Below are 23526 nucleotides of genomic sequence, written 5' to 3' on the forward strand. Positions count from 1 at the left end.
AGTGGACGGAAAACCAGTCGTCACGGTGCTCGGCGCGTCCGGGTTCATCGGGTCGGCCGTCACCGCGCTGCTGGCGGAGCTGCGGATCCACCTGCGTGTGGTGGCGCGCGGCACGATCACGCCACCCGCCGGCCAGGCCGAGACGACCGTTGTCACCGCCGACCTGACCGATCGAGCGGCACTCGCGGAGGTGGTCGCGGGTTCCGACGCGGTGCTGTACCTGGTGCTGGGCGACGGCGGCTGGCGCGCGGCCGAGACCGATCCCACGGCGGAGCGGGTCAACGTCGGGGTGATGCGGGACATGGTGGACGTGCTGCGCCCTCGCGGTGACTCCCCGCCGCTGGTCCTGTACGCCGGGGCGGCCTCCCAGGTCGGTGCCCCGCCGCGGGAACCGCTCGACGGCACGGAGCCCGACCACCCGGAGACGGCGTACGACCGTCAGAAGCTCATGGCCGAGGAGATCCTCATGAAGGCCACGGCGCAGGGCCGGGTGCACGGCATCAGCCTGCGGTTGCCGACGGTCTTCGGCCCGCACGGCAACGGCGTCGTGAGCGCGATGGCGCGCAGGGCACTCGACGGCGACCCGATCACCATGTGGCACGACGGCACGGTGCGGCGCGACCTGGTCCACGTCGACGACGTCGCCACCGCCTTCCTCGCCGCGTTGGCCCACCCGGACTCCCTGGTGGGCGGCCGCTGGCTGATCGGCGCCGGCAGGGGAGACGAGCTCGGCGAGGTCTTCCGGTTGCTCGCCGAGGCCGTCTCCGAGCGCACGGGCCGTCGCCCGGTCGAGGTGACCTCCGTGACGCCACCGGAGCACGCGCCGGTGACCGACTTCCTCAGCGTGACCATCGACTCCTCGGCGTTCCAGGCACTCACCGGCTGGAGTCCCCGAGTTCCGCTTTCCGAAGGGGTGCGCCGCGTCGTGGCCGCTCTGACCGACCACAGCGAGGAAGAGGTGCGCGCATGACCGTGCGGGTGTGGGACTACCTGGAGGAGTACCAGGCAGAGCGGCAGGACGTGCTGGACGCCGTGGAGACGGTATTCGACTCCGGCCAGCTCGTGCTCGGGGCGAGTGTGCGCGGCTTCGAGGAGGAGTTCGCGGCCTACCACGGTGTGCGGCACTGCGTCGGCGTCGACAACGGCACGAACGCGATCAAGCTCGGGCTGCAGGCGCTGGGAGTCGGGACGGGCGACGAGGTGATCACGGTGTCCAACACCGCCGCCCCCACCGTGGTGGCGATCGACTCGGTCGGCGCGACGCCGATCTTCGTCGACGTCCGCGAGGAGGACTTCCTGATGGACACCGGCCAGGTGGAGGCGGCGATCACCGAACGCACGCGCTGCCTGCTGCCGGTGCACCTCTACGGGCAGTGCGTCGACATGGCCCCGTTGAGGGAACTCGCCCAGCGACACGGACTGTCCATTCTGGAGGACTGCGCCCAGGCCCACGGAGCCAGGCAGGACGGCACCCTCGCAGGCTCGACCGGAGACGCCGCGGCGTTCTCCTTCTACCCCACGAAGGTGCTCGGCGCGTACGGCGACGGCGGCGCGGTCCTCACCTCGGACGAGGCGGTGGCCGAAAGCCTGCGGCTGCTGCGGTACTACGGGATGAAGGACCGGTACTACACGGTCCGGACACCTGCCCACAACAGCAGGCTGGACGAGGTGCAGGCCGAGATCCTGCGGCGCAAGCTCACCCGTCTCGACGCCTACGTCACCGGCCGCCGCGCCGTCGCGAACCGCTACGCGGAGCGCCTCGCCGGCACCGACCTCGTCCTGCCCCGCACCACGACGGGCAACGACCACGTCTACTACGTGTACGTGGTGCGCCACCCCAGGCGTGACGAGATCATCGAACGCCTCAAGGCCCACGACATCCACCTGAACATCAGCTACCCGTGGCCGGTGCACACCATGAGCGGCTTCGCCCACCTCGGGTACGCCAGGGGTTCGCTGCCGGTCACCGAGGCGCTCGCGAACGAGATCTTCTCTCTGCCGATGTACCCCTCGCTCGACCCCGCCGTGCAGGACCGCGTCATCGACACCGTCCTCGACGTGCTGGCGACTCTCTGAACCACCGTCCCGTCAAGCCCACAGGAGCAGATGTGAAAACCCGCGAGCTCGCCGTCGAGGGGGCGTTCGAGTTCACGCCCACCTTCCACCCCGACGACCGGGGCCGGTTTCTCTCGCCGTACCAGGAGAACGCCTTCGTCGAGGCACTCGGCCACCCGATCTTCCGCGTGGCGCAGACGAACCACAGCGTATCCCGCCGTGGCGTCGTGCGCGGCGTCCACTACACCGCGACGCCTCCGGGTTCGGCCAAGTACGTCTACTGCGCGCGGGGCAGGGCGCTCGACTACGTCGTCGACCTGAGGATCGGTTCACCGACGTTCGGACGCTGGGACGTGGTGACGATGGACCAGGACGACCACCGCGCGACCTACTTCCCCGTGGGAGTGGGCCACGCGTTCGTGGCTCTGGAGGACGACACCGTCATGTCCTACATGCTCTCGGGCAGCTACGTGCCCGAGAACGAACTGGCGCTGTCGGTGTTCGACCAGGACCTCCGGCTCGAACTCCCCGAAGACCTCGAACCTGTTCTCTCCCAGCGTGATCGCGCGGCGATCACGCTCGCCGAGGCACGGGCCGAAGGCCTGTTGCCCGACTACGACCGATGCCGGCGCCTCGAGCGGGAAACCGTCCCGCTGGCCGGATGACCCGATCAACGAACCGAAAGGCTGCAACGATGAACAGCGCCCAGACCCTCCCTGTGCCGAACGCGGTCGGTGAGCTCTACGACCGGCTGACGCTCAGTGCGATGAAGGACGGCAGCTTCAACCCGAACGTCCACATCGGATACTGGGACTCGCCGGACTCCGAGGCGACGGTCGACGAGGCCATGGACCGCCTGACCGACGTGTTCATCGAGAGGATGAAGGTGGACTCCACCTCCCGCGTCCTCGACCTGGGATGTGGAGTGGGCGGACCCGCTCTGCGCGTGGTGGAACGCACCGGTGCGCGCGTGACCGGCATCAGCATCAGCCAGGAGCAGATCAGGACCGCGAACCGGCTGGCGGCCGAGGCGGGACTGGCCGCCCGTGCCGTCTTCGAGCACGGCGACGCGATGAAGCTGCCGTTCGCGGACGCCTCGTTCGACGTCGTCATGGCGCTGGAGTCGATGTGCCACATGCCCGACCGGCAGCAGGTGCTGAGGGAGGTTCGCCGTGTGCTCGCCCCTGGTGGCCGGCTCGTGCTGACCGACATCTTCGAGCGCTTCCCGCGCAAGGAGGTCCGGCACAGCGGGATCGACAAGTTCTGCCGCGACCTCATGTCGACGACGGCCGACATCGACGACTACGTCCCGATGCTGCACCGCGCCGGGCTCCGGGTGCGCGAGGTCCTCGACGTCACCGAGCAGACCACCCTGCGTCTCGCGGAGGAACTCGCGAAGCTCGCCCTCGGCGGCGAGCGTCCCGCCGCGCTGGACGAGGGGAACTTCCACTTCTCCGACGACGACTTCAAGCCGTCCGACCTGGCGGGCGTCGACGACTTCGGCTGCCTGCTGGTGACCGCGGAACGCCCCCGCTAGCCCCCGGTGGGTGGTGGCCGACCTGTCGGCCACCACCCACGACCCCCGAGAAGGACAGGACGACACGATGGACACCGAAGTGCTGATCGTCGGCGGCGGCCCCGTCGGGCTGGCTCTGGCGCTCGACCTGGCCTACCGCGGGATCGACTGCGTGGTCGCCGACGCGGGGGACGGCAAGGTCCGGCACCCCAAGGTGAGCACGATCGGCCCCCGCTCGATGGAGCTGTTCCGCCGCTGGGGCGTCGGCGAGGCCGTTCGCCACGCGGGATGGCCGTCCGACCACCCGCTGGACGTCGCGTGGGTGACCAGGGTCGGCGGACACGAGGTGCACCGGTACCACCGCGGCACCGGGGCGAAGCGGCCGGACCACACGCACACCCCCGAACCGGACCAGGTCTGTCCTGCTCACTGGCTCAATCCGGTGCTGATGGGGGCGGTCGGGGTCCACCCGGCCGGCCCGCTCCGCCTCCGGACCTCGGTCCGGGACGTGCGGCAGTCCGACGACCACGTCGAGGCGACGATCACGAACCTCGACACGGGCGAGACCAGCGTCGTCCGGGCGCGGTTCCTGGTCGCCTGTGACGGTGCCTCCTCGCCGATCCGGCAGGCCTGCGGTATCGACGCACCGCCGCGGCACGAGACCCAGGTCTTCCGGAACATCCTGTTCCGGGCTCCCGAGCTCCGGCGTCAGCTCGGAGACCGGGCCGCGCTCGTGCACTTCCTCATGTTGTCCTCCACGCTGCGTTTCCCGATGCGTGCGCTGAACGGCAGCGACCTCTACAACCTGGTCGTCAGTGCCGATCCCGGCCTTGAACAGACCGACGCCCTGGCCCTCGTCGCGAAGGCGATCGCGCTCGACACCCCCGTCGAGCTGGTCAGCGACGGCGACTGGCACCTGACACATCGCGTCGCCGACCGCTATCGGTCCGGCCGGATCTTCCTCGCCGGGGACGCCGCGCACACGCTCTCGCCCTCGGGCGGGTTCGGTCTGAACACGGGCATCGCCGATGCCGCCGATCTGGGCTGGAAGCTCGCCGCAACGCTGCGGGGCTGGGGCGGGGACCACCTGCTCGACACCTACGAGGCCGAACGACGTCCCATCGCGGTCGAGAGCCTGCGGGAGGCCAACCAGAACCTGCGGCGCACCCTGGACAGGCCGGTGTCACCCGAGATCCACCTCGACGGGCAGGAGGGTGAACAGGCGAGAGCGGAGATGGCCCGGCAACTGGAGAAATCCGGGGCACAACGGGAGTTCGACGCTCCGGAGATCCACTTCGGACTCTGCTACCGATCGCCGCTGGTGCTCGACGATCCGGACGAGCCAGCGCACGTGGGCAAGCCGGGAGCGCGGTGGCGTCCCGGCAGCGAACCAGGAAGCCGGGCCGCACACGCCTGGTGGGACGGCCGCACCTCGACCCTGGACCTCTTCGGCCAGGGGTTCGTCCTGCTGTGCTTCGGGGAGGAGGACGGACTGGGGGCGCTGCGAGACGCGTTCGCCGAGCGCGTCGTGCCGCTGACCGTGCACCGCGGCCACGACCAGGAGATCGCGCGGTTGTACCGCCGGCGTTTCGTTCTGGTGCGTCCGGACGGCCACGTGGCCTGGCGCGGCGACCAGCTGCCCGCGGACCCACTGTCCTTCGTCGACACAGTGCGAGGTGACCGGCTTCAGATACCGGTGTGACGGAGTAATTTCGTCACCGTTCGCGGAAGGGCGCCGGGTCCGAACGACGGACTCGTTTCGTCCGCTACGAGCGGTACGCTGCTTCTGATGGCCAGGAAGATCTACTGCTTCGCAGACTACGAACTGGACACCGTCCGGCACCAGTTGCGCAAGGCTGGGGCGACGGTGGCGGTGGAACCGCGGGCGTTCGACCTGTTGTGTCATCTGGTGGCGCATCGCGACCGGGTGGTCATGAAGGCCGAACTGCTGGATGCGGTGTGGGGCAGCAGGTTTGTGAGTGAGGCCGCGCTGACGACGGCGTTGCGCACGGCTCGCCTCGCGGTGGGTGACTCCGGCAGCAGGCAGCACCTCATCCGCACCGTGCACCGCCGGGGCTACCAGTTCGTCGGTACCGGCACCGTCTCCGAACGCGACCCCCGTCCGGTACCTGCCGGAGGTCCGTCCAGCAGGCCGGGCCCAGGCGGACAGGTCATCAGGTTCTGTCACGCCGCGGACGGCACGCGGATCGCGTACGCGACGGTGGGCACGGGCAGGCCGTTGCTCAAGGCGGCCAACTGGTTGACGCACCTCGACCTGGAGTGGAAGTCACCGGTGTGGGCGCATTGGCTGAGCGGTCTAGGCCGAGGCCGGCAACTGGTGCGCTACGACGAGCGCGGCTGCGGGCTCTCCTCCTGGGACGTGCCCGGTTTCACGTTCGAGGACTGGGTCGACGACCTCGAGACCGTGGTCGACGCGGTGGGACTCGACCGGTTCCCCCTGCTCGGTGTCTCCCAGGGCGGTGCGGTGGCCGTGGCGTACGCGGCGCGTCATCCCGAGCGGGTGAGCCGGTTGATCCTCGCGGGTGCCTACGCGAGGGGCAGACAGGTCCGTGCCCGCGACGACGCCGAACGCGATGCGGCAGCTCTCGACCTGGACCTGGCCAGGGTGGGGTGGACCCATCAGGACCCGAGCTTCCTGCGCGTGTTCGCCTCTCAGTTCCTCCAGACCGGTACGGCACAGGAATGGGACGACTTCACCGAGTTGCAGCGCCGGACCACGTCGCCCGCCAACGGAGTGCGCTTCCTGGAGGAGTTCGCCCGCATCGACGTCTCCGGCATCGCACACCGGGTGAGCTGCCCGACGCTGATCCTGCACTCACGTCGGGACGCACGAGTGCCGGTGTCGCAGGCGCTGGAACTGGCCGCGATGATCCCGGACAGCCGGCTGGCCCTGCTGGACAGCGGGAACCACCTGCTCACCTCGTCCGAGCCTGCCTGGTCCGAGTTCCTGTCCCAGGTCGACGCCTTCCTGGCCGAATGACCTGGCGACGGTTCGCGGTCCGCCGTCTTGATCACGAACCGCGCATGGACCTGGCCAACGACTTCCGGGCCGCGCGCAGTGTGGTCAGGCGGTGCCGGGCGAGATGGTGGAGCATTTCGCCGAGAGCCTCGGGCACGATCTGACCTTCCAGGTCTCGCCGCGCTTCGAGCACCGTCCTCGACACGATCGGCTTGGAGATCGTCTCGCTGAACTCCGCGGCGAGTCCGTTCGTCACTTCCAGCACGTGCTCTTCCGCGTTCGCCACTTCGGCAGGCATTCCGAGTCCTCCTCGCACGGTCTTCTTTCTCCATCGTCCGCCGGTCGCCGCCCGCATGACCTAACGACTCACTGACTATCTGTGCAGTGAGCAAGGTTTCTCCCAAGTCACCCTCCACGAGGTGCTGGGACGCTCTGTGTCCTGGTGGCGAGCCGGGTTCCCGGGATCACCGCGACCGGACAGGAGGCCCGGTGGATCGCGGCGCGGCTGACCGAACGGGAGAAGCTCCGGCGGGTCGAACGACGGCCACCCACCACGAGCAGCCGCGCCTGCGCGGACCGCCTGAGAAGGGCATCCACAGGTCGCTCGTCGACGACGTCGACCTCGACGGGCACCGTGGGATAGAGGTCCCGCCAGGCGCCGAGGAACTCATCGCTCAGCGGCTGGGCAACGGATCCATTGTGTGAGAAGCGCGTTGAGGCGATCAGGTCCGATGTGACCCCGGAGACCGAATGCACCACGTGCAGGCGGCACCGATGGCGAAGCGCGTGGTCGAAGGCGAACCGCAGGGCGGGCAAGCTCGCGCCGGTGCCGTCCACACCGACGACGACGGGGCCTTCCGCGGCGGGGTGATCGTGAACCACCACCACCGGCCGGTCCGTCCTGTCGGTGAGGTCTGCCGCGGTGGAACCGAACATGGCGCGCAGCAGGGGGCCGAGACCGGAACTGCCCACGACCAGTAGTTCGGCGTCGACCGTGTTCGCGGCGTCGACCAGTGCGAACGGTGACTGTCCTTCTGCCACAACGGCGGCGACGTCCAGTGCCCGCGCCCGCATCCGGCATTCCCTGGCGGTTCGGTCCAGTTGTGCCTGGATCTCGCTGCGGACGTGGGCGTCGTCGAACGCCGCCGCCGCGACACCCCAGCCGGGTGCCGCGATCGTTCCCCAGCCGGACGTGCTGCCCGCGAGATGAGCGTGGACGAGTAGCAGCGGGTGCTCACGGAGGTGGGCTTCCGCCGTCGCCCACTGAATCGCTCGTTGGCCGCTGTCCGAGCCGTCGAAGCCGACGACCAGTCCTCCGCGGCCGGTGTGGCGGGAGAACTCGGTGAAAGGGCTCATGAGGAGGCCTTCAGAGCTTGTCGCGCAGGGTGAAGTGGAGAATTCCGTCGTCGCCGCTCCGGACGTCGAGCACCAGGTCGGTGAGCACGTGCGCGGCGGTGTCGTCGAGGAAGACCCGTGAGCCGAGGGCGCCGGCCACGATCTCGTCGCCCAGGATCGGGCGATCGGCGACCATCAAGGTGAGGCCGGAGTTCGTCGAGGGCTCGTCCGCTGTGGAGATCCTGATGCCACCCAGGCCTGCGTGACCGGCCTGCGCGGTGAGCGAGTTGATGGCTTCACTCGCCTGTGGGCTGATGTCGAGCACGATCGCTCCTCGCTCGGTCGACGGTGGTTGCTCTCAGCCCACGGTAGGTGCCGATGGTGTTCCGGCGCACGGCCCAGATCCTTGTTCAGAGCAAATGTTGTCCAGACGAAAGGTTGGCGGGTGCCGGTTCACGACAGGTGGGTGCGAATCCAGTCCACCACACCCGGCAGGAACGACCGTCGACTCTCGACCGCCCGCTTGAACCGTCGCAGATCGTTGTCGAGCATCAGCTTCACGACGTCAGCGGCCGTGACGACGTGAAGATCTTTGGCGAGGATGACCCTGGTCGTCTCGTCGGTGACCCGCTGGAAGCTCGCCAGCGAACCGGAGAGCGACCGCGATGTGCGTTCGTGCTCTGACCACTGTCGCACCGTTCGGGCGAACGGAGCCGCCACCTCCACGGACCTCGTGACGATGAGCATGACCTCTCCACGGAGCTGCTGTGGTTTGCTCGTCACGGTAGGAGGTGAACACCCGCCTGTCGACGGTCGGACAAGCGCGGATCGGTGTTCGTCCTTTCGAACTCCCTACAAAGCGCGTGAGACGGCGATGTCGAGGTTGCAGAGGACAAAGATTGCGCTGTGCGCGACAAGCAACGCCGCTCAGCGGAAGCCAGGACTGGTGTGCTCACGTTCCTCGCCGGGCTCTGGCTGGTCATGGCGCCGCCCCTGCTCGACTTCGGCGCGTCCGCGCACCTGTTCCGGCCGTACTGGGCGGCGCTCGGCATCGCCGTGCTGATCCTGCTGGCCGGGATGTTGCGGGCGGTGGCACCACTCGACGTGCCGTGGCTGAGAACGCTCACCGTGCTGCTCGCCGCGGGGCAGGTCGCCGTCGTCCTCCTGTCCCGCGCGCAGGTCAGCACCGAGGTCCTGATCAACCAGGTCCTGGTCGGCGGAGTGATCGCCGTGGTGTCACTTGTGGTCGCCGTCGACAGCGGCGACTGGCTGCACAGGGCAGACCGGACCCAGCACTGATCAGATCCAGCCGAGGTCTCCCGCGGTCACGGACGGTTCGCCGCCTGCCTCTGTGAAGGCGGTGAGTGCGTCGACCAGGTCACGGCGCTCCTCCACGGACATCTTGGCGACGATCCGGCCGATCGCGGTCCGGCGGCGGCGTGTCACGCCGCGCACCACCCGGCGGCCCTCCGAGGTCAGCTCGATCACGACCTCCCGGCGCGTCACGGGGTTCTGCTGGCGCGCAACCATTTCGGTCGTGACGAGGCGGTCCACCATGCGGGTCGCGGTGGACGGGTTGACGTCGAGCAGGTCAGCGATGGTCGTGAGCTTCATCGCGCCTCTGCTGTCCAGCAGGACCAGCATCCGGAACTGCGGCAGCGTGATGGTCTCCTCGACCGCGGCGAGCGAGCGCGCGGAGACCGCGACCAGCAGCCGCGACGCGGTGAGCACCGCGTCGGTGAGTGCGTCGACGTCGGTCGTGTCGACCCTGAGCCTGGACATGCGACGTTTCTACCGCAGCCGCGGGCTTTGATCACGTCGCAGCGGGCAGTGCCTGCTGCTTTCTGTCGTATTCGGTGGCGATGACCGTTTCCAGGGCGTTGAGAGCGGTCTCGATCCAGGTGTCGACCCGGCTGGACGCCACACCCGGCGGACCGGTCATCCGCACGGTCACCGCGCTGCGGGTCGCGGTGAGCCTGAGCACCTGGAGCGTTCCCGAGCAGCTGGCCGCCGGGTCGCTGCCCCACGTGATGCGCAGCGACTCCCAGTCGATCGCGACCCGGCGTTCCGCGCTCAGCTCGTCGGTGCGACCGGACAACCACACGCGGAGAAGCCCCGGGCTGGACAGTTCGATCTCGACAGGGTGAGGGAGCCAGGTGTTCGCGTCCTCGAGGTCGGACACCACTTCGAAGACGGTTTCGGCGTCGGCGGGCATGGAACGGCTGCGGGTCAAGGTTGATCCTTCCGGCGGATTTCTCCCAATCCTTTGGCAAGAGAGCTCGTACGTACCTGACGAGTCGCTAACGATCGCTCGTCGACGGCGTCGGAGTGGGCGCGGTGGAGGTGGACGGGGTGCTCGTCGCGGACGACGGATGGGGCCGCTGCGTGATGACCGGAGTCGGCGCCTCACCGCTCGTGGTGTGCGGACCGAGTGGCTCTGGTTCGTCCTGTGTGGACACGCCGCAGGCGGAGACCGACAGAAGCACTATGAAGGCGGTGAACGAGTTTCTCATGGCGTGATCCCGGGAATCTCGACGACGAACCGCGCTCCTCCGCCCGGGCGGTCCTCCACCCACACCCTGCCGTGGTGCCGGCGCACGTGTTCGGCCACCAGCGCCAGGCCGAGGCCGCTACCGGAGTCCGCACCCCTGCTGCCGGCCCTGACGCCACGGGTGAACCGTTCGAACACCTGCGTGCGCATGTCCTCGGGAACTCCGGGACCAGCGTCGTCGACCTCGAGCCGGACCTGGCCGTCGTGATGGAGAACAGCAAGCCGCACGGCACCTCCCGCGTGGTGTTCCGCGTTCTCGATGAGGTTTCCGATCACACGGTCCAGCCGGCGACGGTCGGCGAACACCACCGGAGGCGGTGAGGCGACGACGACCTCCACCTCACCGCCGAGTCGATGACCTGCCGCGCCGCGCACGAGGTCGCCGAGGTTCAGCGGTTCGAAGTCCTCCTGGTCGCCCACCTGGTCGGCCCGGCTGATCTCCATCAGATCAATCACCATGCGGGCGAACCTGTCCACCTCGGAGGTCAGCAGGCCGAGCGCTTTTCCGGCAGTCCCGGGAAGTTCAGCCTGTCTGCGACGCAGGACGGCCGCGGCGTTCACCATGGTCGTCAACGGCGACCGCAGTTCGTGGCTGACGTCGCTCGCGAACCTGGCGTCGCGCAGAACTCGCTGCTCGAGTGCGTCTGCGGTCGCGTTGAACGTGGTCGCCAGCGGTGCGAGGTCCGGATCGGCCTGGTCCGGCAGACGGGCCTTGAGGTCGCCGCCGGCGATGCGCGATGCGGCGGCCGTGAGTGCGATCAGGGGTCTCAGCGCCCGTCTGCTGGCCCACGATCCCAGCGTGGTGCCGATGAGGCCGCTGAGGACGGTGACGCCGATCAGCACGCCGCTGAGGAACCTGAACGTGCGGTCGAGCTGCACCAGGGGGAAGAGTTCGACGTACAACCCTTGCGCGTCCGCGAGGGGCTGTGCGACCGCCATCACGGGGATGCCCTCGGCACGAAGGCGCTGGCGGGCGGGGACACCATCTCGTGCCATGGAGAGGAGATCCGCCGGCAGGACCGCCGGGTCGACCTGACGTCCGCTGGTCAGCACCTTGTCGGCGCGGAACAGCATGATCGTGGAGTCCGGGTCGGTCGTCAGGCCGGTCAGCAGTTCGGTGAGCCCGTCGGATCCCTTCCGCAGGGTCTCGTCGACCAGCCTGAGGTTGACCTCGGCCTGCCGGGTCGTCGCCTGCACGCGCTGGCGCAGCATGTAGTCGGAGGCGAGATTCCAGGTCGCGAGCGCCAGCAGGCTGGTCACCAGCAGAGAACCGATGCCGAGCGCGGCGGCCACGCGCCAGCGCAGCGACGGACGTGGCACCGTCACCGAGGGGGTCCGAACTTGTAGCCGGAACCGCGCACGGTGAGCACGAACACCGGGTCGTCGGGGTTGTGCTCCACCTTCATGCGCAACCTGCGGACGTGCACGTCCAGCAGTCGCGTGTCGCCGTAGTAGTCGTAGCCCCACACCTTCTGCAACAGCTGCTCCCTGGTGACGATGCGCCCTCCCGCCGCAGCCAGTTCCGCGAGCAGGCGGAACTCCGTGCGGGTCAGGCGGATCTCCTCGCCACCCCGGTGCACAACACCTTCGTCCGGCCAGATCTCCAGATCTTCCACGCGGTAGGAGATGTTCTGCTTCGAACCTCCGCGTCTGCGCAGGAGAGCTCGTATGCGGGCGGCGAGTTCGCTGGCCACCAGCGGTTTGGTCACGTAGTCGTCAGCGCCCGCCTCCAGGCCCGCGATGACGTCGGGGGTGTCCGTGCGCGCGGTGACGATGATGATCGGCAGATCCCCCTGGGTACGCAGGGTTCGGCAGACCTGCAGACCGTCCACGCCGGGAAGCATGAGATCCAGCAGCACGACGTCGTACTCGTTGTCACCGAGCCGTCGCATGGCGTCCTCTCCGGACACTGCCTCGTCGACGGCGAAACCTTCGTCGGCGAGGGCGAGCCCGAGAGCCTGGCGGATTCGCTCGTCGTCGTCCACGAGCAGCACGGAGAAATCCATGTCCTGCAATTCGTCGTAGGGCTTCTGCGTTGCTGCTTCTATCACGCTCTCATGGTCACCGCATTCGGAACGGAACGGTTGGCTTCGGAAGGAGCTCGTAAGGTTGCACAGTGCATGCGTCCGGCATTCTTGTCACGGTGGGTGCGCGCCCTGTGTGGGCGCGCGCCCACGGTGTTTCCGGGGAAGGTCAGGTCCGGTCGTCGTCATCCGCGGCCGGTTCCTGCCGCCGAGCAACGAAGGACTTGCACAGTCGTGACAGGCATGCCGACCACTGACAAAGGCGTCACGGGAACGATTCTCGTGTGCGACAGCTGCGGTCGTTCGCGCAGGACCAGCAGTACCGGCCCCATCGCCTGGGACCTGTTGTGGACCCAGGCCGACCTCGCCGGCTGGACGGGTTCGGACCGGCCGCTCGGTCCGCACTACTGCGTTGTGTGCGTGGGTAACGAATAGATAACCATTGCACAATGCAATGATCCTGCTCGTCCGAAACATCCGTATCCCTCCGCGTCGGAGCACAAGTTCGCCGCTGTTTCGCGAAGGGAGTCTCACCGTGCCCACACGTCTCGCCCAGGTGGTGGCGGCGCTGGCGGTCATCTGTTCGCTCTCGTTCTCCCCGGCCTCCGCGCAGCCGGACTTCGGTCCGGACTACACGCCAACCCAGTTCGGACCACTGGGGCCGGCTGGCCGGGACATGCTCGTCAAGGTGCGGCTCGCCGGGTTGTGGGAAGGCCCGGCGGGCCGCCTTGGCCTGGAGAAGTCGTCGAACCCGCAGATCAAGGAAGCGGGCAGGCACCTGATCGGTGGTCATGCGGAACTCGACGCCAAGGTGCTCGAACTCGGCCGCACGCTGAACGTCCCGTTGCCGACCCAGGCCAACACCGATCAGCAGGGCTGGATCGCCGAGATGACCAACGCCCCGGCGGGCAGCCAGGAGTTCGACCGCGTCTTCGCCAACCGTCTCCGCGCGGCGCACGGCGGCGTCTACAAGTTCCTCGCCGTCGTGCGCACCGGTACCCGCAACACCGCTATCCGCGACTTCGCCAAACGCTGCATGGAGGTCGTGCTCGACCACATCCAGGTCCTCGAAGCCAGCGGCATGGTCGATTTCGAGGACACCACGGCGATTCCGCTCGCCGCGCTCGCCGCACCGGCCTCGACGCCGGCGCCCGTCCCCACGGTGCCTCAGGCGGTGCCGAACGTGCCGAGGACGCAGAACATCGCCCAGCAGGACGAGAGTGACGGCTTCTCCGACGGTCTGCTGGGCTTCCTCGTGCTCGCCACGGTCGCGGGCGGGATCTACCTGTGGACCGGTGGCAGGCCTCGGCGTTCTTCACGGCAATAACACATCTTCGAAAGGACCTCGCAAGGTCGTGGAATGCGGTTTTACCGCAGACTGAACACGCGGACATCACCGGTCGGGGCGGATGTCCGCGCCAACCACACCGGGGAGATCGGGTGCCGGCCGGCGGGATCGGCGCGGCCGGCACCCGCCCGGCGCCGTCTGCGGCAGAGCCACTCGCTCGGCATGTCGCACGGGGTGAACCGCCGTGAAGTGGACAGACCGAGGAGTTTGAGATGAGTTCGCGCGCCGTGCTCGTGGGCTACTGCGCCCGCGGGCGTGCCGTCGTCTCGGCGCTGCGCTGTGAAGGGTTCGTGACGGACCTGACCGTGGTGGACGCCGACCCCGAGCGGGTGGAACAGGCCGAAGTGGACGGTGTCCACGGGGTGGTGGGCCTCGGGTGGCGTCTCAACGTGCTGTGGGCGGCCGGTGTGCACACCGCCGACTACGTGGTGATCGCCGTGAGAGACGACGTGATGGCGATGCGGATCACCTCGGTCGTGCGCTCTCTCAACGAGACCGTGCGGTTGATCTGCGTGGTCCGCGACCCGGAGCTGTACGAACTGGTCAGCTGCATCGGAGCGGACAACGTACTCGGTCCTGTGGAAGCGGCCGAGTGGGGCTTCGGGACGTCCGGACATCTCCCCGAGGACGGCGGACTGCCGGAACTCGAGTGGGTGGTGGCGGAACGGCCGGTCGCACGTCAGGAGATCGGGTGCTCACCGTTCGAATGCGGGAACCAGGTGCTCGCGGTGGTGCGCGACGGACGCCGGATCTGGGCGGAGGACCCGTCGGTGGCGACGTTGCGCGATGACGACAGGTTGCTCGTGCTCAGCAGCGAGGACGAAGGCTGAACGATGGACGTGCTCGTTCGTGCCAGGAGGATCGAGAGCTTTGCCGGAGTCGCCACCTGCTTGGCGGGTCTGTGGATCGCCGCAGGAGCGTTGCTGCTCGACCCGGACGGAGTGAGCTCCTACTGGGCGGCGGTGCTCCTCGGGTCGTTGATCGCGGTGACCGGAGGTGTTCGTGCTTCCGCACCGTTGCGGTTACCCGGTTTGAGCGTCGCGACAGTCGCGCTCGCAGCCGTCCTGGTCGTCGAGCCGATGGTGTCGCGGTGGGGTGGCGGTAGCCTGCTGGTGCAGATGAACCAGGTCGTGGTGGGGTTCGCCATCGCGCTCGGATCGGTGGCGGCCGTGTCCCTGAGACCAGCGCCGATTCGTTGATCCAGCGGACCGAACCGGCCAACGGAACGGTCGTACCTGCGCCTCACGGGAGTTCGGATGGTTTCACACGTCGTCCTGATCGGGTACGGCGAGTGCGGGCGGGTGGTGCTCAGGGCGTTGCGGTTCGATCCGCGGAGGTCGAGGCCGACGGTGGTCGACGCGAACCCGGCGCGTGCCGAACAGGCCAGAGTGGACGGTGCCGACGCCGTGGCCGGTCCCGGCTGGAGGCTGGAGACGCTGAGCCAGGCCGGTGTCCAGGAGGCGAGTCACGCGGTGGTCGCGGTGTCGGACGACGCGCTCGCGCTGCGGATCACGTCGGTCGTGCGAAGCCTGAACGAGGAGATGACCGTGACGACGGTGGTGCGCAGCCCCGACCTCGTGGAACTGCTCCGTTACCTCGGCGCCGATCACGTGCTCACCGAGGACGAGGTCGAGGTGTGGTTCGCGGAGCTGAACCCGGATCCCGTCGAGCCGCTGCCGGACGACAACGAGATCGTGGTGCTGGAACGAGCGGTCCAGCACCACGAGATCGGGCTGCTGCCCTACGAGTGCGGACCCGAAGTGCTCGCCGTCATCAGGGACGGCAGGCGGGTGTGGACGGAGGACCCGTCGGCGGACCGCCTGCGACAAGGTGACCTTCTGGTCGTCCTCAACCGGGAGTCTCCGGCCTGACCCGCAGACGCGGTACGTCAGCTCTCGCCGAGTACCGAACGCAAGAAGCGTTGCGTGCGCTCGTGTTCCGGTGACTCCAGCAGGAGTGAGGGCGGGCCGGACTCGATGATGCTGCCGTCGCAGAACATGAGCACGCGGTCGGACACGTCCTTCGCGAACTTCATCGCGTGCGTGACGCAGAGCATCGTGACGTCCGTGCTGCTCGCGACGTCGCGAAGCACGTCGAGCACCTCGGCGGCGAGTTCCGGGTCCAGGGCGGACGTCACCTCGTCGAGCAGCAACACCTCCGGGCTCATCGCGAGGGCACGGGCGATCGCGACGCGCTGTTGCTGACCTCCGGAGAGATGCGCGGGGTAGGCGTCCAGTTTGTCGGAGAGGCCGACGAGCTCCAGCAACTGGCGTGCCTTCGCTTCGGCCTCGTCCTTGCCCATCCCGAGCACGTGCACGGGCGCCTCGGTGACGTTGCGCAGGACTCGCATGTTCGGGAAGAGGTTGTACTGCTGGAACACCATCGTGATCTTGCGGCGCATCACCCGCAGGTGCCGTTCGGTCGCGGGGACCAGGGAACCGTTGCGCTGCTCGTGGAACAGCGGATCCCCTTCGACGGTGATCACGCCGTCGTCCGGCCGGACCAGCGTCATCAGCATGCGCAGGATCGTCGTCTTGCCCGAACCACTCGGTCCGATGAGCGTGACGCGTTCGCCCGTGCCGACCCCGAACGTGAGGTCGTCGAGCACCACGGTGTCCCCGAACCTCTTGGTGACGGAGCGGAACTCGATCTGGTCGCGTCCGGTGGTCATGCGGTCTCCCTTCGGTACCGGCGTTCGACGATCCGCACCGGCCAGGCGATGAGCAGCGCGGCCACCAGGTAGAGCACACCGGCCGCGGTGATGAGTTCGAGGTAGCGGAAGTTCTGCGCTCCGACGCCTTTGACCACGCTCAGGACCTCGATCACCGTGATCACGGTCAGCTGCGGCGTGTCCTTGAACATCGAGATCGCGTAGTTGCCGAGGGCGGGCAGGATCCGCTTGACGGCCTGCGGCAGCACGATCCTGGTCCACACACGCCATCTGGGCAGGCTCAACGCCGTTGCGGCCTCCCACTGCCCGGCGGGCACCCCGTCGATGCCGGCGCGGTACACCTCCGAGGTGTAGGTCGCGTAGTGGACTCCGAGCCCGATAGCGCCGGTGGCCAGCGGTGAGAGCTGAACGCCCATCGTCGGGAGCACGAAGAACAGGAAGAAGAGCTGGACCAGCAACGGGGTCGAGCGGATGAACTCGATCACGAGCGCCACCGGCAGCCTGATCCACGCCAGGTCGGACCGGCGCAACAGGGCGAACACCAGCCCGAGCGCCAGGGCGATCAGGTAGCCGAGCGCGGTCGCCTGCAGTGCTGTCAGAAGTCCTCGCAGCAACTGGGGCAGGGAGTCCCACACGGTGTTCCAGTCGAAGTTCATGACGCCTTCCCCGAGAACAGACCGGGCCGCGCCACGCGACCGATCGACGCGGCGACCCGTCGTTCCAGTAGTCGCATGAGGACGGTCAGCACGAGCGCGATCACCCCGTAGCCGACGAGCAGGCCGAGGAAGGTCATCGCCGTGTCCCCCGTCGCGGCCCGGACGATCTGCCCCTGGAAGGTCAGATCCTGCAGGTAGACCAGGGACACCAGCGCGGTCGCCTTCAGCAGTTCGATGAGCAGGTTCCCGAACGGGGGCACCATGGTCACCACGGCCTGGGGCAGCACGACCAGCCGCATTCTCTGCCACGGGGTGAAGTTGAGCGCGGTGGCGGCTTCGAGCTGTGCGGCTGGTACCGCGAGGATCGCGCTGCGGACGACCTCCGCGCCGTAGGCGCCGATGTTGAGAGACAGCGCCACCACGCCCGCGAACAGGGGAACCAGCTGGAAACCCAGTCCGGGCAGCGCGAACACCAGCCAGAACAGCACCACGAGCGCGGGCAGGCCGCGGAACGCCTCGGTGTAGCCGAAGGAGATGCCGCGGACGAACCGGTTCGAGCTGAGCCGGGCGATGCCCGCGGCGAAGGCGAAGACCAGACCGAGGACAGCGCCGTAGGCGGTCAGTTGCAGCGTGACGAGCAGACCGTCGAGCAGACGGAGCCACAGGCCAGAGGACACGTCGATGACGTCCTTCCTGAGTCAGGAGCCGGGACGGCAGAGCCGTTCGGCCGTCAGGTCGGTCATCTCGGACTCGGTGAACCCGAAGGGCTGCACGATCTTCAGCAGTTCCCCGCTCGCCTTGAGCTCGGTGAGCTCCCGGTTGAACGCGTCGCGGAGGTCGTGCTGATCGGGCCGGAACCCGAAGCCTCCAGCGCCGTACCGGGGAACGCCGCCGACGACCGGGACGAACGGTTCGGTGAGCTCCAGGGCCACTCCAGGCCGGCGCGACAGCGCGTCCCGCAGTGAGATCGCGGTGAGCAGGAGACCGTCGGCACGGTCGGCGAGAACGCCGTCGATGCCGCCCGCCTGCGAGGCGAAGGTGACGACCCGTTCCGCCGGAATGCCGTAGCCGGCGGCGATGTCGACCTCGACGCTGCCGAGCAGCACTCCCAGACGTGCCTGGTCCTGCCGGGCGAAGTCTTCGAGGGTGCGCGGTGCGCCGTCCTCCGAGCGCACGAGCAGCGCCTCGGGAGCGTTGTAGTCGGGATCGGAGAAGAGGATCTGCTCGCACCTGGCCGGTGTGATGAACATGCCGGCCGCGATGACGTCGAACAGGCCGGCGCGCAGCCCCGGGATCAGCGAGCCGAAGTCGGACAGCGCCGGGACGAAGCGTTCCACGCCCAGTCTGCGGAAGACCGCCTTGCCCACTTCGGGAGCCTCGCCGGTGAGCTCGCCGTCGCGGTCGATGTACCCGTAGGGGGCCTCGTTGGCGAACCCCATGCGCACCTGCCCGCTCGCGCGGAGCCGGTCGAGCAGGTTGCCGCCGTTTCGTTCGGTGCTCAGATCGATCGTGCTGCAACCGGTCACCGCCAGCAGTCCGGCTCCGAGGAACAAGCGGCGGCTCAGGTGAGGTGAAGACACGAAGCGGTGTCCCAACTTCGACTACAGGGCGGCCCGAACGTACGGCACCATGCCGGGCCGCGCAATCCAAAACGGACTTGTGCGGAGGGAAGTCCGACATAGAAAGGTGAACGCAAGATAATCCTCAAAGGACAGTCAAGATGGCGGAAGTCTATGGCGGGCATCACAAGTCGTGATCTCTTCGCAGCTCAGATGGGCCGATCGGGTGGATCAGGCAAATGTTGCACAGAGCAATGGTGTTCGCGCCGGACGGCAGCTGTTACGTTCCAGCAGCATGTTCGGCAATCGAACGAAACACGGCGACGACGCCCTGTCGTCCGCGACGACGATCGATCACCTGCGGCCCGGTGACGGCGCAGAGCTGTGGCGGCTGGCCCGTGACACGGGTGTGCTCGACCTGAACTCGTCCTACTCCTACCTGATGTGGGTGCGCGACTTCGCGGCCACCTCCGTGGTGGCCAGGCAGGACGGACGACCGATCGGGTTCGTGACGGGGTATCTCCGGCCGGACGAGCGTGAGGTCCTGTTCGTCTGGCAGGTCGCGGTGGATCGCTCCCATCGTGGCAGAGGAGTGGCCAGAGCCATGCTGGACGCTCTCGTCGAACGCGGGCGAGAACAGGGCGCCCGTTTCCTGGAAACCACGATCACGACGGCGAACTCCGCCTCGATCCGCCTCTTCACGGCGCTGGCTCGTGACGCCGGCGTCAGGCTGGAGCGCCACCTGCTCTTCCCCTCCGAGTTGTTCCCCGACGGGCACGACACGGAGACGCTCTACCGCCTCGGGCCCTGGCCGGGCCGCTGACGACCTCGAACCTCTGGTGGAACCTGGTGAACATCTTTCACAGCCTCGAATCCGAAGTCCGCAGCTACTGCCGGAGCTGGCCGGTCGTGTTCGACCGGGCCGAGGGCAGCTGGCTCCACACCGAGGACGGACAGAGCTACCTGGACTTCTTCGCCGGCGCGGGGGCGCTCAACTACGGGCACAACAACCCTGTGCTCAAACGTGCGCTGATGGACTACCTCGCGGAAGACCGGGTGATCCACTCCCTGGACATGCACACCGCGGCCAAGCGTGAGTTCCTGGAGAAGTTCGACGAGCTCGTCCTCACGCCCCGCGGCCTGGACCACAAGGTGCAGTTCACCGGCCCCACCGGGACGAACTCCGTGGAGTCGGCGCTCAAGCTCGCGCGGAAGGTGACCAGGCGGGAGTCGGTCGTCAACTTCACCAACGCGTTCCACGGCATGACACTCGGAGCGTTGTCGGTCAGCGGCGACTCCATGAAACGCGGTGGGGCGGGCATTCCGCTCGTGCACGCGACGCCGATGCCGTACGACAACTACTTCGATCGGCGCTACCCGGACTTCCTGTACTTCGAACGGTTGCTCAGTGACAGCGGCAGCGGGCTGAACAAGCCCGCGGCGGTGATCGTGGAGTCCGTGCAGGGTGAGGGCGGCATCAACGTCGCGCGGTTCGAGTGGCTGGCCGGTCTCGCCGAGTTGTGCCGCAAACACGAGATCCTGCTGATCGTCGACGACGTCCAGATGGGCTGCGGCCGCACCGGCCCGTTCTTCAGCTTCGAACCCGCGGAGATCAAGCCGGACATCGTGTGCCTGTCCAAGTCCATCGGAGGCTTCGGGCTTCCGATGGCGCTCACGCTGGTCCGCCCGCACCTGGACATGTGGGAACCCGGCGAGCACAACGGGACCTTCCGCGGCAACAACGCCGCGTTCGTCACCGCGGCCGCCGCGCTCGACACCTACTGGACGGACGACCGTCTGGAGAAGGGCACCCTGGCCAAGGGGGAGCAGATCGAGACGGTGCTGGAAGGTATCGCGACCTCCGTCGGGGGAGTGGCGCCGCGTGGGCGAGGGCTCGCTCGCGGCCTTGCGTTCGAGGACTCGCAGGTGGCAGGGCGGGTGGCAGCCGCCGCGTTCGAACGGCAGTTGCTGGTCGAGACGTCGGGACCGTCCGACGAGGTGGTGAAGCTGATGCCGCCGCTGACCGTCACGGACGGGGAGTTGGAGGACGGGCTCACCCGGTTCGCCGATGCCGTGCTCGCCTGCACGGCGGCCTGAAAGGAACATCGTGATCGTTCGCACGCTGAGCGACCTGGACGGCACCGACCGAGATGTCGTCACGCCGAAGTGGCGCAGCAAGCGCATCATCCTCGCCGGGGATCGCGTCGGGTTCTCCTTGCACGAGACGGTGCTGAAGGCGGGCAGCACCAACGACTTCTGGTACGCCAACCACGTCGAGGCCGTGCTCTGCGTGGAAGGCGAGGGCGAGCTCACGGACAAGGAGACCGGTGAAACGCACCAGCTCCGTCCCGGCACGCTCTACCTGTTGGACGGCAACGAAAGGCATCAGGTCCGGCCACGCACGGACATCCGCGCGATCTGCGTGTTCAACCCGCCGGTGACCGGGCGCGAGGTGCACGACGAGAACGGTGTGTACCCGCTGGTACTAGAGGAGGAGACACCCGCATGACTGCGACCACGACCGAGGACCGGTACCCCACGCGCACGGCGTCGGAGTCCCCGCTGCTGCCGAGGACCGATCCGGTGGTGTGGAGGGGGAACGCCGACGGGCCGATCGCGCCGGCGACCCTGGAGTCCTACGACGAGAAGGGTTTCCTGACCGTCGACGCACTGCTGAGCCCGGACGAGGTCCTCGCGTACCGGCAGGAGCTTGCCCAGTTGAAGGCGGACGACGCCGTGCGGGCGGACGAGCGGACGATCATCGAGAAGAAGTCCAACGACGTGCGTTCGATCTTCGAGGTGCACCGCACCAGCGAGATGATCGCCGCCCTGGCTGCCGACAGCAGGGTCGCCAACCGGGCGCGGCAGATCCTCGGCTCCGACGTGTACCTGCACCAGAGTCGCGTCAACTTCATGCCGGGTTTCACCGGCACCGGCTTCTACTGGCACTCGGACTTCGAGACGTGGCACGCGGAGGACGGCATGCCGCTGATGCGGGCGGTGAGCATCTCCATCGCGCTGACCGACAACCACGCCTACAACGGCGGGCTCATGCTCATGCCCGGTGCGCACCGGACCTTCGTGCCGTGCACGGGAGAGACTCCCGACGACCACTACAAGGAGTCGTTGAAGGAGCAGGAGATCGGTGTGCCGAGCCGGGCGCACCTGACGGCTCTCGCCGCGGAGCACGGCATCGACCAGTTCACCGGTTCAGCGGGGGCCGCGCTCATGTTCGACTGCAACAGCATGCACGGATCCGGCAGCAACATCACGCCGTTCGCCCGGTCGAACATCTTCCTGGTCTTCAACAGCGTGGAGAACACACTTGCGGAGCCGTTCGCGTCGGCGAAACCGCGACCGGATTTCGTCGCGTCGCGGGACTTCGAGCCGGTCGCGCGACGCTGACCGGGTCCGTCGGCTGCCGGACGTCCACAGCGGACGCCCGGCAGCCGATGTTCGTCAGGAGGGCCTCTTCTTCCGCAACTGTCCGATGATGGTCTTCGCCGGGTAGATCGCGGTGACGACTGCCCCGGCGACCAGCAACGGCCACAAAGACATGGTGACGCCGGTGACGACCATCGTCAGGCCGACGAGATAGGTCGAGAGCAGGCCCAGGACGAACAACGCGTTGCCGGACAACCGAACGTGCCAGGAAGGCTTGCTCAGCTTGGTGACGAACTGGGGATCGTCCTCCTTGAGATGGTGCGCGATCGCGTCGAGTTCTCGCTTCTCGTGCTCGGCAAGTCCCACGTCGCCTCCCGTTCGTACTGGTTGCGGGCACGTGCGCGCCGGACGAACGGGACGAGGACTCGTTCCCACCACGCCAGCGCTTCGTTCGTGTCGTTGTGGATGTCCAGGGCGTCGCCCAGCAGTTCGGCGGCGCCGAGGGCGAGCGAGATCTCCTGGCCGGAGTGAGGGCCAAGACACCAGGCGGCGTTTCCCAAGAGGACGACACTTCCCTCTGTCCAACGATTCGTCTCGGCCAGCGAAACGGTGTGGCGGTGGACGGCTTCACTGGCGTCCACGCGAGCCACCAACTCGGGAACCAGCCAACCGAGATCCGCGAACGTCCCGGGCCAGGACGTGCCGGGTCCGTGCTGCCACGCGAACGACACCGCGGATCGGCCTTCGTGCAACGGATGCAGCCGCACCGACCTGGTGGAGGTGTCCATTGCCACGGCGCAGGTCGACGGGACGTCGATGACGCCGGAGGCCAGCGACCACTCGGATGTGTGCTGTGCGGCGGGAATGGCCGCTCCGACTCCGGATTCGTTCCCGCCCGCTCCGATGACGAGGTCGAACCAGTCGTCATCGCCGTCGGTGAACTGGACGGTCGTGCCGTAGCGGTCGGAGGAGAGCGCGGCCAAGTCAGCGTCGCGCCGGAACACCGAGTCCCGGACTGCGCCGCGCAGCACCTCCACGACGTCCGCCTGGCGTAGCACGAGCTGGTGCGCTTTGGGTCTGGGTCTGACTCCGAGAGGTACCCCGGCCGTGTCGACTCGCACCAGGTCACGGCGTGGTTGCCGGCGTTCGGACAGCTCAGGCAGCAGCCCGAGCCGACGGGCGGCGTCCAGGCCGGTCCCGGTGAGCACCTCGGGAAGATCGGGCGGCGAGGATGGACCGGGTAGCAGAACGACGTCCCAGTCGCTTCTGAGCAGGCGGTACGCGCAAGCCAGGCCGACGGCGCTCGCGCCGACGACAAGGGCTCTTCTGGCGGCCACGGAAAATCCTTTCGAGTCGACGACATCACGCCGACCAGACTTCCCGGCACACCTGAGCACCATGGTAGGTCGTGGAGCTCACTTCCGAAAGCCGGAGGACGGGTGATGAC

29 protein-coding genes are annotated in these 23526 nt (G+C 68.0%); 15 read left to right on the forward strand and 14 right to left on the reverse strand.

Going from position 1 to position 23526, the window contains the following annotated elements; translation table 11 throughout:
- The first annotated feature begins 1 nt into the window (after position 1).
- The 6 genes from ACH413_RS40590 (at position 2) to ACH413_RS40615 (ending at position 6572) form a co-directional block, all read left to right on the forward strand.
- A complete protein-coding gene (locus tag ACH413_RS40590; RefSeq protein WP_360046326.1) occupies positions 2-970 on the forward strand; it encodes an NAD-dependent epimerase/dehydratase in 969 nt (322 codons plus the stop codon).
- Positions 967-2076 carry a DegT/DnrJ/EryC1/StrS family aminotransferase gene (locus ACH413_RS40595; protein ID WP_360046328.1) on the forward strand — a complete coding sequence of 370 codons (1110 nt, stop codon included), beginning with the start codon at positions 967-969 and terminating at the stop codon, positions 2074-2076. Before ACH413_RS40590 ends, ACH413_RS40595 begins: the two co-directional genes overlap by 4 nt.
- A gap of 32 nt (positions 2077-2108) precedes the next feature.
- A complete protein-coding gene (locus ACH413_RS40600) occupies positions 2109-2720 on the forward strand; it encodes a dTDP-4-dehydrorhamnose 3,5-epimerase family protein (protein WP_360046330.1) in 612 nt (203 codons plus the stop codon).
- Positions 2721-2749: 29 nt separating this feature from the next.
- Positions 2750-3592 carry a class I SAM-dependent methyltransferase gene (locus ACH413_RS40605; protein WP_360046332.1) on the forward strand — a complete coding sequence of 281 codons (843 nt, stop codon included), beginning with the start codon at positions 2750-2752 and terminating at the stop codon, positions 3590-3592.
- A gap of 67 nt (positions 3593-3659) precedes the next feature.
- Complete coding sequence (locus ACH413_RS40610) at positions 3660-5273, forward strand: FAD-dependent monooxygenase (protein ID WP_360046334.1); 1614 nt, start codon at positions 3660-3662, stop codon at positions 5271-5273.
- A gap of 87 nt (positions 5274-5360) precedes the next feature.
- Positions 5361-6572, forward strand: coding sequence for an alpha/beta fold hydrolase (locus ACH413_RS40615; RefSeq protein ID WP_360046336.1), 1212 nt, complete (start codon positions 5361-5363; stop codon positions 6570-6572).
- Between the two features lie 31 nt (positions 6573-6603).
- On the opposite strand, the gene ACH413_RS40620 is transcribed toward ACH413_RS40615, so the two are convergent.
- The 4 genes from ACH413_RS40620 to ACH413_RS40635 form a co-directional block, all read right to left on the reverse strand.
- Positions 6604-6849, reverse strand: a complete 246-nt coding sequence (locus ACH413_RS40620) for a hypothetical protein (protein WP_360046338.1) — start codon at positions 6847-6849, stop codon at positions 6604-6606.
- A gap of 107 nt (positions 6850-6956) precedes the next feature.
- A complete protein-coding gene (locus ACH413_RS40625) occupies positions 6957-7907 on the reverse strand; it encodes a universal stress protein (RefSeq protein WP_360046340.1) in 951 nt (316 codons plus the stop codon).
- Positions 7908-7917: 10 nt separating this feature from the next.
- A complete protein-coding gene (locus tag ACH413_RS40630) occupies positions 7918-8211 on the reverse strand; it encodes an iron-sulfur cluster biosynthesis protein (RefSeq protein ID WP_360046342.1) in 294 nt (97 codons plus the stop codon).
- 128 nt (positions 8212-8339) lie between these two features.
- Entirely contained in the window at positions 8340-8633 is a 294-nt protein-coding gene (locus tag ACH413_RS40635) for a hypothetical protein (protein WP_360046344.1), read from the reverse strand.
- Between the two features lie 159 nt (positions 8634-8792).
- Between ACH413_RS40635 and ACH413_RS40640 the strand changes: the two genes are divergently transcribed.
- Entirely contained in the window at positions 8793-9185 is a 393-nt protein-coding gene (locus ACH413_RS40640) for a hypothetical protein (protein ID WP_360046346.1), read from the forward strand.
- Here the strand turns inward: ACH413_RS40640 and ACH413_RS40645 are convergent, their stop codons facing one another.
- From ACH413_RS40645 to ACH413_RS40660, 4 genes are all read right to left on the reverse strand, one after another.
- Positions 9186-9668: a MarR family transcriptional regulator gene (locus tag ACH413_RS40645; protein WP_360046347.1), complete on the reverse strand. Its 483-nt coding sequence runs from the start codon at positions 9666-9668 to the stop codon at positions 9186-9188.
- A gap of 31 nt (positions 9669-9699) precedes the next feature.
- Positions 9700-10119, reverse strand: coding sequence for an SRPBCC family protein (locus ACH413_RS40650; RefSeq protein ID WP_360046349.1), 420 nt, complete (start codon positions 10117-10119; stop codon positions 9700-9702).
- A gap of 276 nt (positions 10120-10395) precedes the next feature.
- Positions 10396-11757, reverse strand: coding sequence for a sensor histidine kinase (locus tag ACH413_RS40655; protein ID WP_396425733.1), 1362 nt, complete (start codon positions 11755-11757; stop codon positions 10396-10398).
- 2 nt (positions 11758-11759) lie between these two features.
- Entirely contained in the window at positions 11760-12443 is a 684-nt protein-coding gene (locus ACH413_RS40660; protein WP_360046448.1) for a response regulator transcription factor, read from the reverse strand.
- Between the two features lie 553 nt (positions 12444-12996).
- On the opposite strand from ACH413_RS40660, the gene ACH413_RS40665 reads away from it, so the two are divergent.
- From ACH413_RS40665 to ACH413_RS40680, 4 genes are all read left to right on the forward strand, one after another.
- Positions 12997-13788, forward strand: coding sequence for a DUF4142 domain-containing protein (locus tag ACH413_RS40665; protein ID WP_360046353.1), 792 nt, complete (start codon positions 12997-12999; stop codon positions 13786-13788).
- A 233-nt stretch (positions 13789-14021) separates the two neighbouring features.
- Complete coding sequence (locus ACH413_RS40670; RefSeq protein WP_360046355.1) at positions 14022-14639, forward strand: NAD(P)-binding protein; 618 nt, start codon at positions 14022-14024, stop codon at positions 14637-14639.
- A gap of 3 nt (positions 14640-14642) precedes the next feature.
- Positions 14643-15008, forward strand: coding sequence for a hypothetical protein (locus ACH413_RS40675; RefSeq protein WP_360046357.1), 366 nt, complete (start codon positions 14643-14645; stop codon positions 15006-15008).
- Between the two features lie 57 nt (positions 15009-15065).
- Positions 15066-15680: an NAD(P)-binding protein gene (locus ACH413_RS40680; protein ID WP_360046359.1), complete on the forward strand. Its 615-nt coding sequence runs from the start codon at positions 15066-15068 to the stop codon at positions 15678-15680.
- Positions 15681-15697: 17 nt separating this feature from the next.
- Here the strand turns inward: ACH413_RS40680 and ehuA are convergent, their stop codons facing one another.
- From ehuA to ehuB, 4 genes are read right to left on the reverse strand one after another with little or no spacing between them, the layout of a single operon-like run.
- A complete protein-coding gene (ehuA, locus tag ACH413_RS40685; protein ID WP_360046361.1) occupies positions 15698-16480 on the reverse strand; it encodes an ectoine/hydroxyectoine ABC transporter ATP-binding protein EhuA in 783 nt (260 codons plus the stop codon).
- Positions 16477-17136: an ectoine/hydroxyectoine ABC transporter permease subunit EhuD gene (gene ehuD / locus ACH413_RS40690; RefSeq protein WP_360046363.1), complete on the reverse strand. Its 660-nt coding sequence runs from the start codon at positions 17134-17136 to the stop codon at positions 16477-16479. Before ehuD ends, ehuA begins: the two co-directional genes overlap by 4 nt.
- On the reverse strand, positions 17133-17813 hold the full coding sequence (gene ehuC / locus ACH413_RS40695) for an ectoine/hydroxyectoine ABC transporter permease subunit EhuC (protein ID WP_360046365.1): 681 nt from the start codon (positions 17811-17813) through the stop codon (positions 17133-17135). Before ehuC ends, ehuD begins: the two co-directional genes overlap by 4 nt.
- 21 nt (positions 17814-17834) lie before the next feature.
- Positions 17835-18716, reverse strand: coding sequence for an ectoine/hydroxyectoine ABC transporter substrate-binding protein EhuB (ehuB, locus tag ACH413_RS40700; RefSeq protein WP_360046367.1), 882 nt, complete (start codon positions 18714-18716; stop codon positions 17835-17837).
- Positions 18717-18990: 274 nt separating this feature from the next.
- On the opposite strand from ehuB, the gene ectA reads away from it, so the two are divergent.
- From ectA to thpD, 4 genes are read left to right on the forward strand one after another with little or no spacing between them, the layout of a single operon-like run.
- A complete protein-coding gene (gene ectA / locus ACH413_RS40705; protein WP_360046369.1) occupies positions 18991-19518 on the forward strand; it encodes a diaminobutyrate acetyltransferase in 528 nt (175 codons plus the stop codon).
- Between the two features lie 26 nt (positions 19519-19544).
- Positions 19545-20792: a diaminobutyrate--2-oxoglutarate transaminase gene (ectB, locus tag ACH413_RS40710; protein WP_360046371.1), complete on the forward strand. Its 1248-nt coding sequence runs from the start codon at positions 19545-19547 to the stop codon at positions 20790-20792.
- 10 nt (positions 20793-20802) lie between these two features.
- Entirely contained in the window at positions 20803-21204 is a 402-nt protein-coding gene (locus ACH413_RS40715; RefSeq protein WP_360046373.1) for an ectoine synthase, read from the forward strand.
- Complete coding sequence (gene thpD, locus ACH413_RS40720) at positions 21201-22100, forward strand: ectoine hydroxylase (RefSeq protein ID WP_360046375.1); 900 nt, start codon at positions 21201-21203, stop codon at positions 22098-22100. The genes ACH413_RS40715 and thpD overlap by 4 nt, the downstream gene beginning before the upstream one ends.
- A 54-nt stretch (positions 22101-22154) precedes the next feature.
- Here thpD and ACH413_RS40725 read toward each other — a convergent pair whose 3' ends face one another.
- Both ACH413_RS40725 and ACH413_RS40730 read right to left on the reverse strand, forming a co-directional pair.
- Positions 22155-22445, reverse strand: a complete 291-nt coding sequence (locus tag ACH413_RS40725; protein ID WP_360046377.1) for a DUF3040 domain-containing protein — start codon at positions 22443-22445, stop codon at positions 22155-22157.
- On the reverse strand, positions 22358-23416 hold the full coding sequence (locus ACH413_RS40730; protein ID WP_360046379.1) for an FAD-dependent monooxygenase: 1059 nt from the start codon (positions 23414-23416) through the stop codon (positions 22358-22360). The genes ACH413_RS40725 and ACH413_RS40730 overlap by 88 nt, the downstream gene beginning before the upstream one ends.
- Positions 23417-23526: the final 110 nt, after the last annotated feature.

It is taken from the genome of Lentzea sp. NPDC020367, assembly GCF_044387305.1.
GTDB lineage: Bacteria > Actinomycetota > Actinomycetes > Mycobacteriales > Pseudonocardiaceae > Lentzea.

Coding starts and splice junctions, on each gene's coding strand:
- ACH413_RS40595 (WP_360046328.1), top strand. CDS start 967: ATGACCGTGCGGGTGTGGGACTACCTGGAGGAGTACCAGGCAGAGCGG.
- ACH413_RS40605 (WP_360046332.1), top strand. CDS start 2,750: ATGAACAGCGCCCAGACCCTCCCTGTGCCGAACGCGGTCGGTGAGCTC.
- ACH413_RS40610 (WP_360046334.1), top strand. CDS start 3,660: ATGGACACCGAAGTGCTGATCGTCGGCGGCGGCCCCGTCGGGCTGGCT.
- ACH413_RS40615 (WP_360046336.1), top strand. CDS start 5,361: ATGGCCAGGAAGATCTACTGCTTCGCAGACTACGAACTGGACACCGTC.
- ACH413_RS40620 (WP_360046338.1), bottom strand. CDS start 6,849: ATGCCTGCCGAAGTGGCGAACGCGGAAGAGCACGTGCTGGAAGTGACG.
- ACH413_RS40625 (WP_360046340.1), bottom strand. CDS start 7,907: ATGAGCCCTTTCACCGAGTTCTCCCGCCACACCGGCCGCGGAGGACTG.
- ACH413_RS40635 (WP_360046344.1), bottom strand. CDS start 8,633: ATGCTCATCGTCACGAGGTCCGTGGAGGTGGCGGCTCCGTTCGCCCGA.
- ACH413_RS40645 (WP_360046347.1), bottom strand. CDS start 9,668: ATGTCCAGGCTCAGGGTCGACACGACCGACGTCGACGCACTCACCGAC.
- ACH413_RS40660 (WP_360046448.1), bottom strand. CDS start 12,443: ATGGATTTCTCCGTGCTGCTCGTGGACGACGACGAGCGAATCCGCCAG.
- ACH413_RS40670 (WP_360046355.1), top strand. CDS start 14,022: ATGAGTTCGCGCGCCGTGCTCGTGGGCTACTGCGCCCGCGGGCGTGCC.
- ACH413_RS40675 (WP_360046357.1), top strand. CDS start 14,643: ATGGACGTGCTCGTTCGTGCCAGGAGGATCGAGAGCTTTGCCGGAGTC.
- ACH413_RS40680 (WP_360046359.1), top strand. CDS start 15,066: ATGGTTTCACACGTCGTCCTGATCGGGTACGGCGAGTGCGGGCGGGTG.
- ehuA (WP_360046361.1), bottom strand. CDS start 16,480: ATGACCACCGGACGCGACCAGATCGAGTTCCGCTCCGTCACCAAGAGG.
- ehuD (WP_360046363.1), bottom strand. CDS start 17,136: ATGAACTTCGACTGGAACACCGTGTGGGACTCCCTGCCCCAGTTGCTG.
- ectA (WP_360046369.1), top strand. CDS start 18,991: ATGTTCGGCAATCGAACGAAACACGGCGACGACGCCCTGTCGTCCGCG.
- thpD (WP_360046375.1), top strand. CDS start 21,201: ATGACTGCGACCACGACCGAGGACCGGTACCCCACGCGCACGGCGTCG.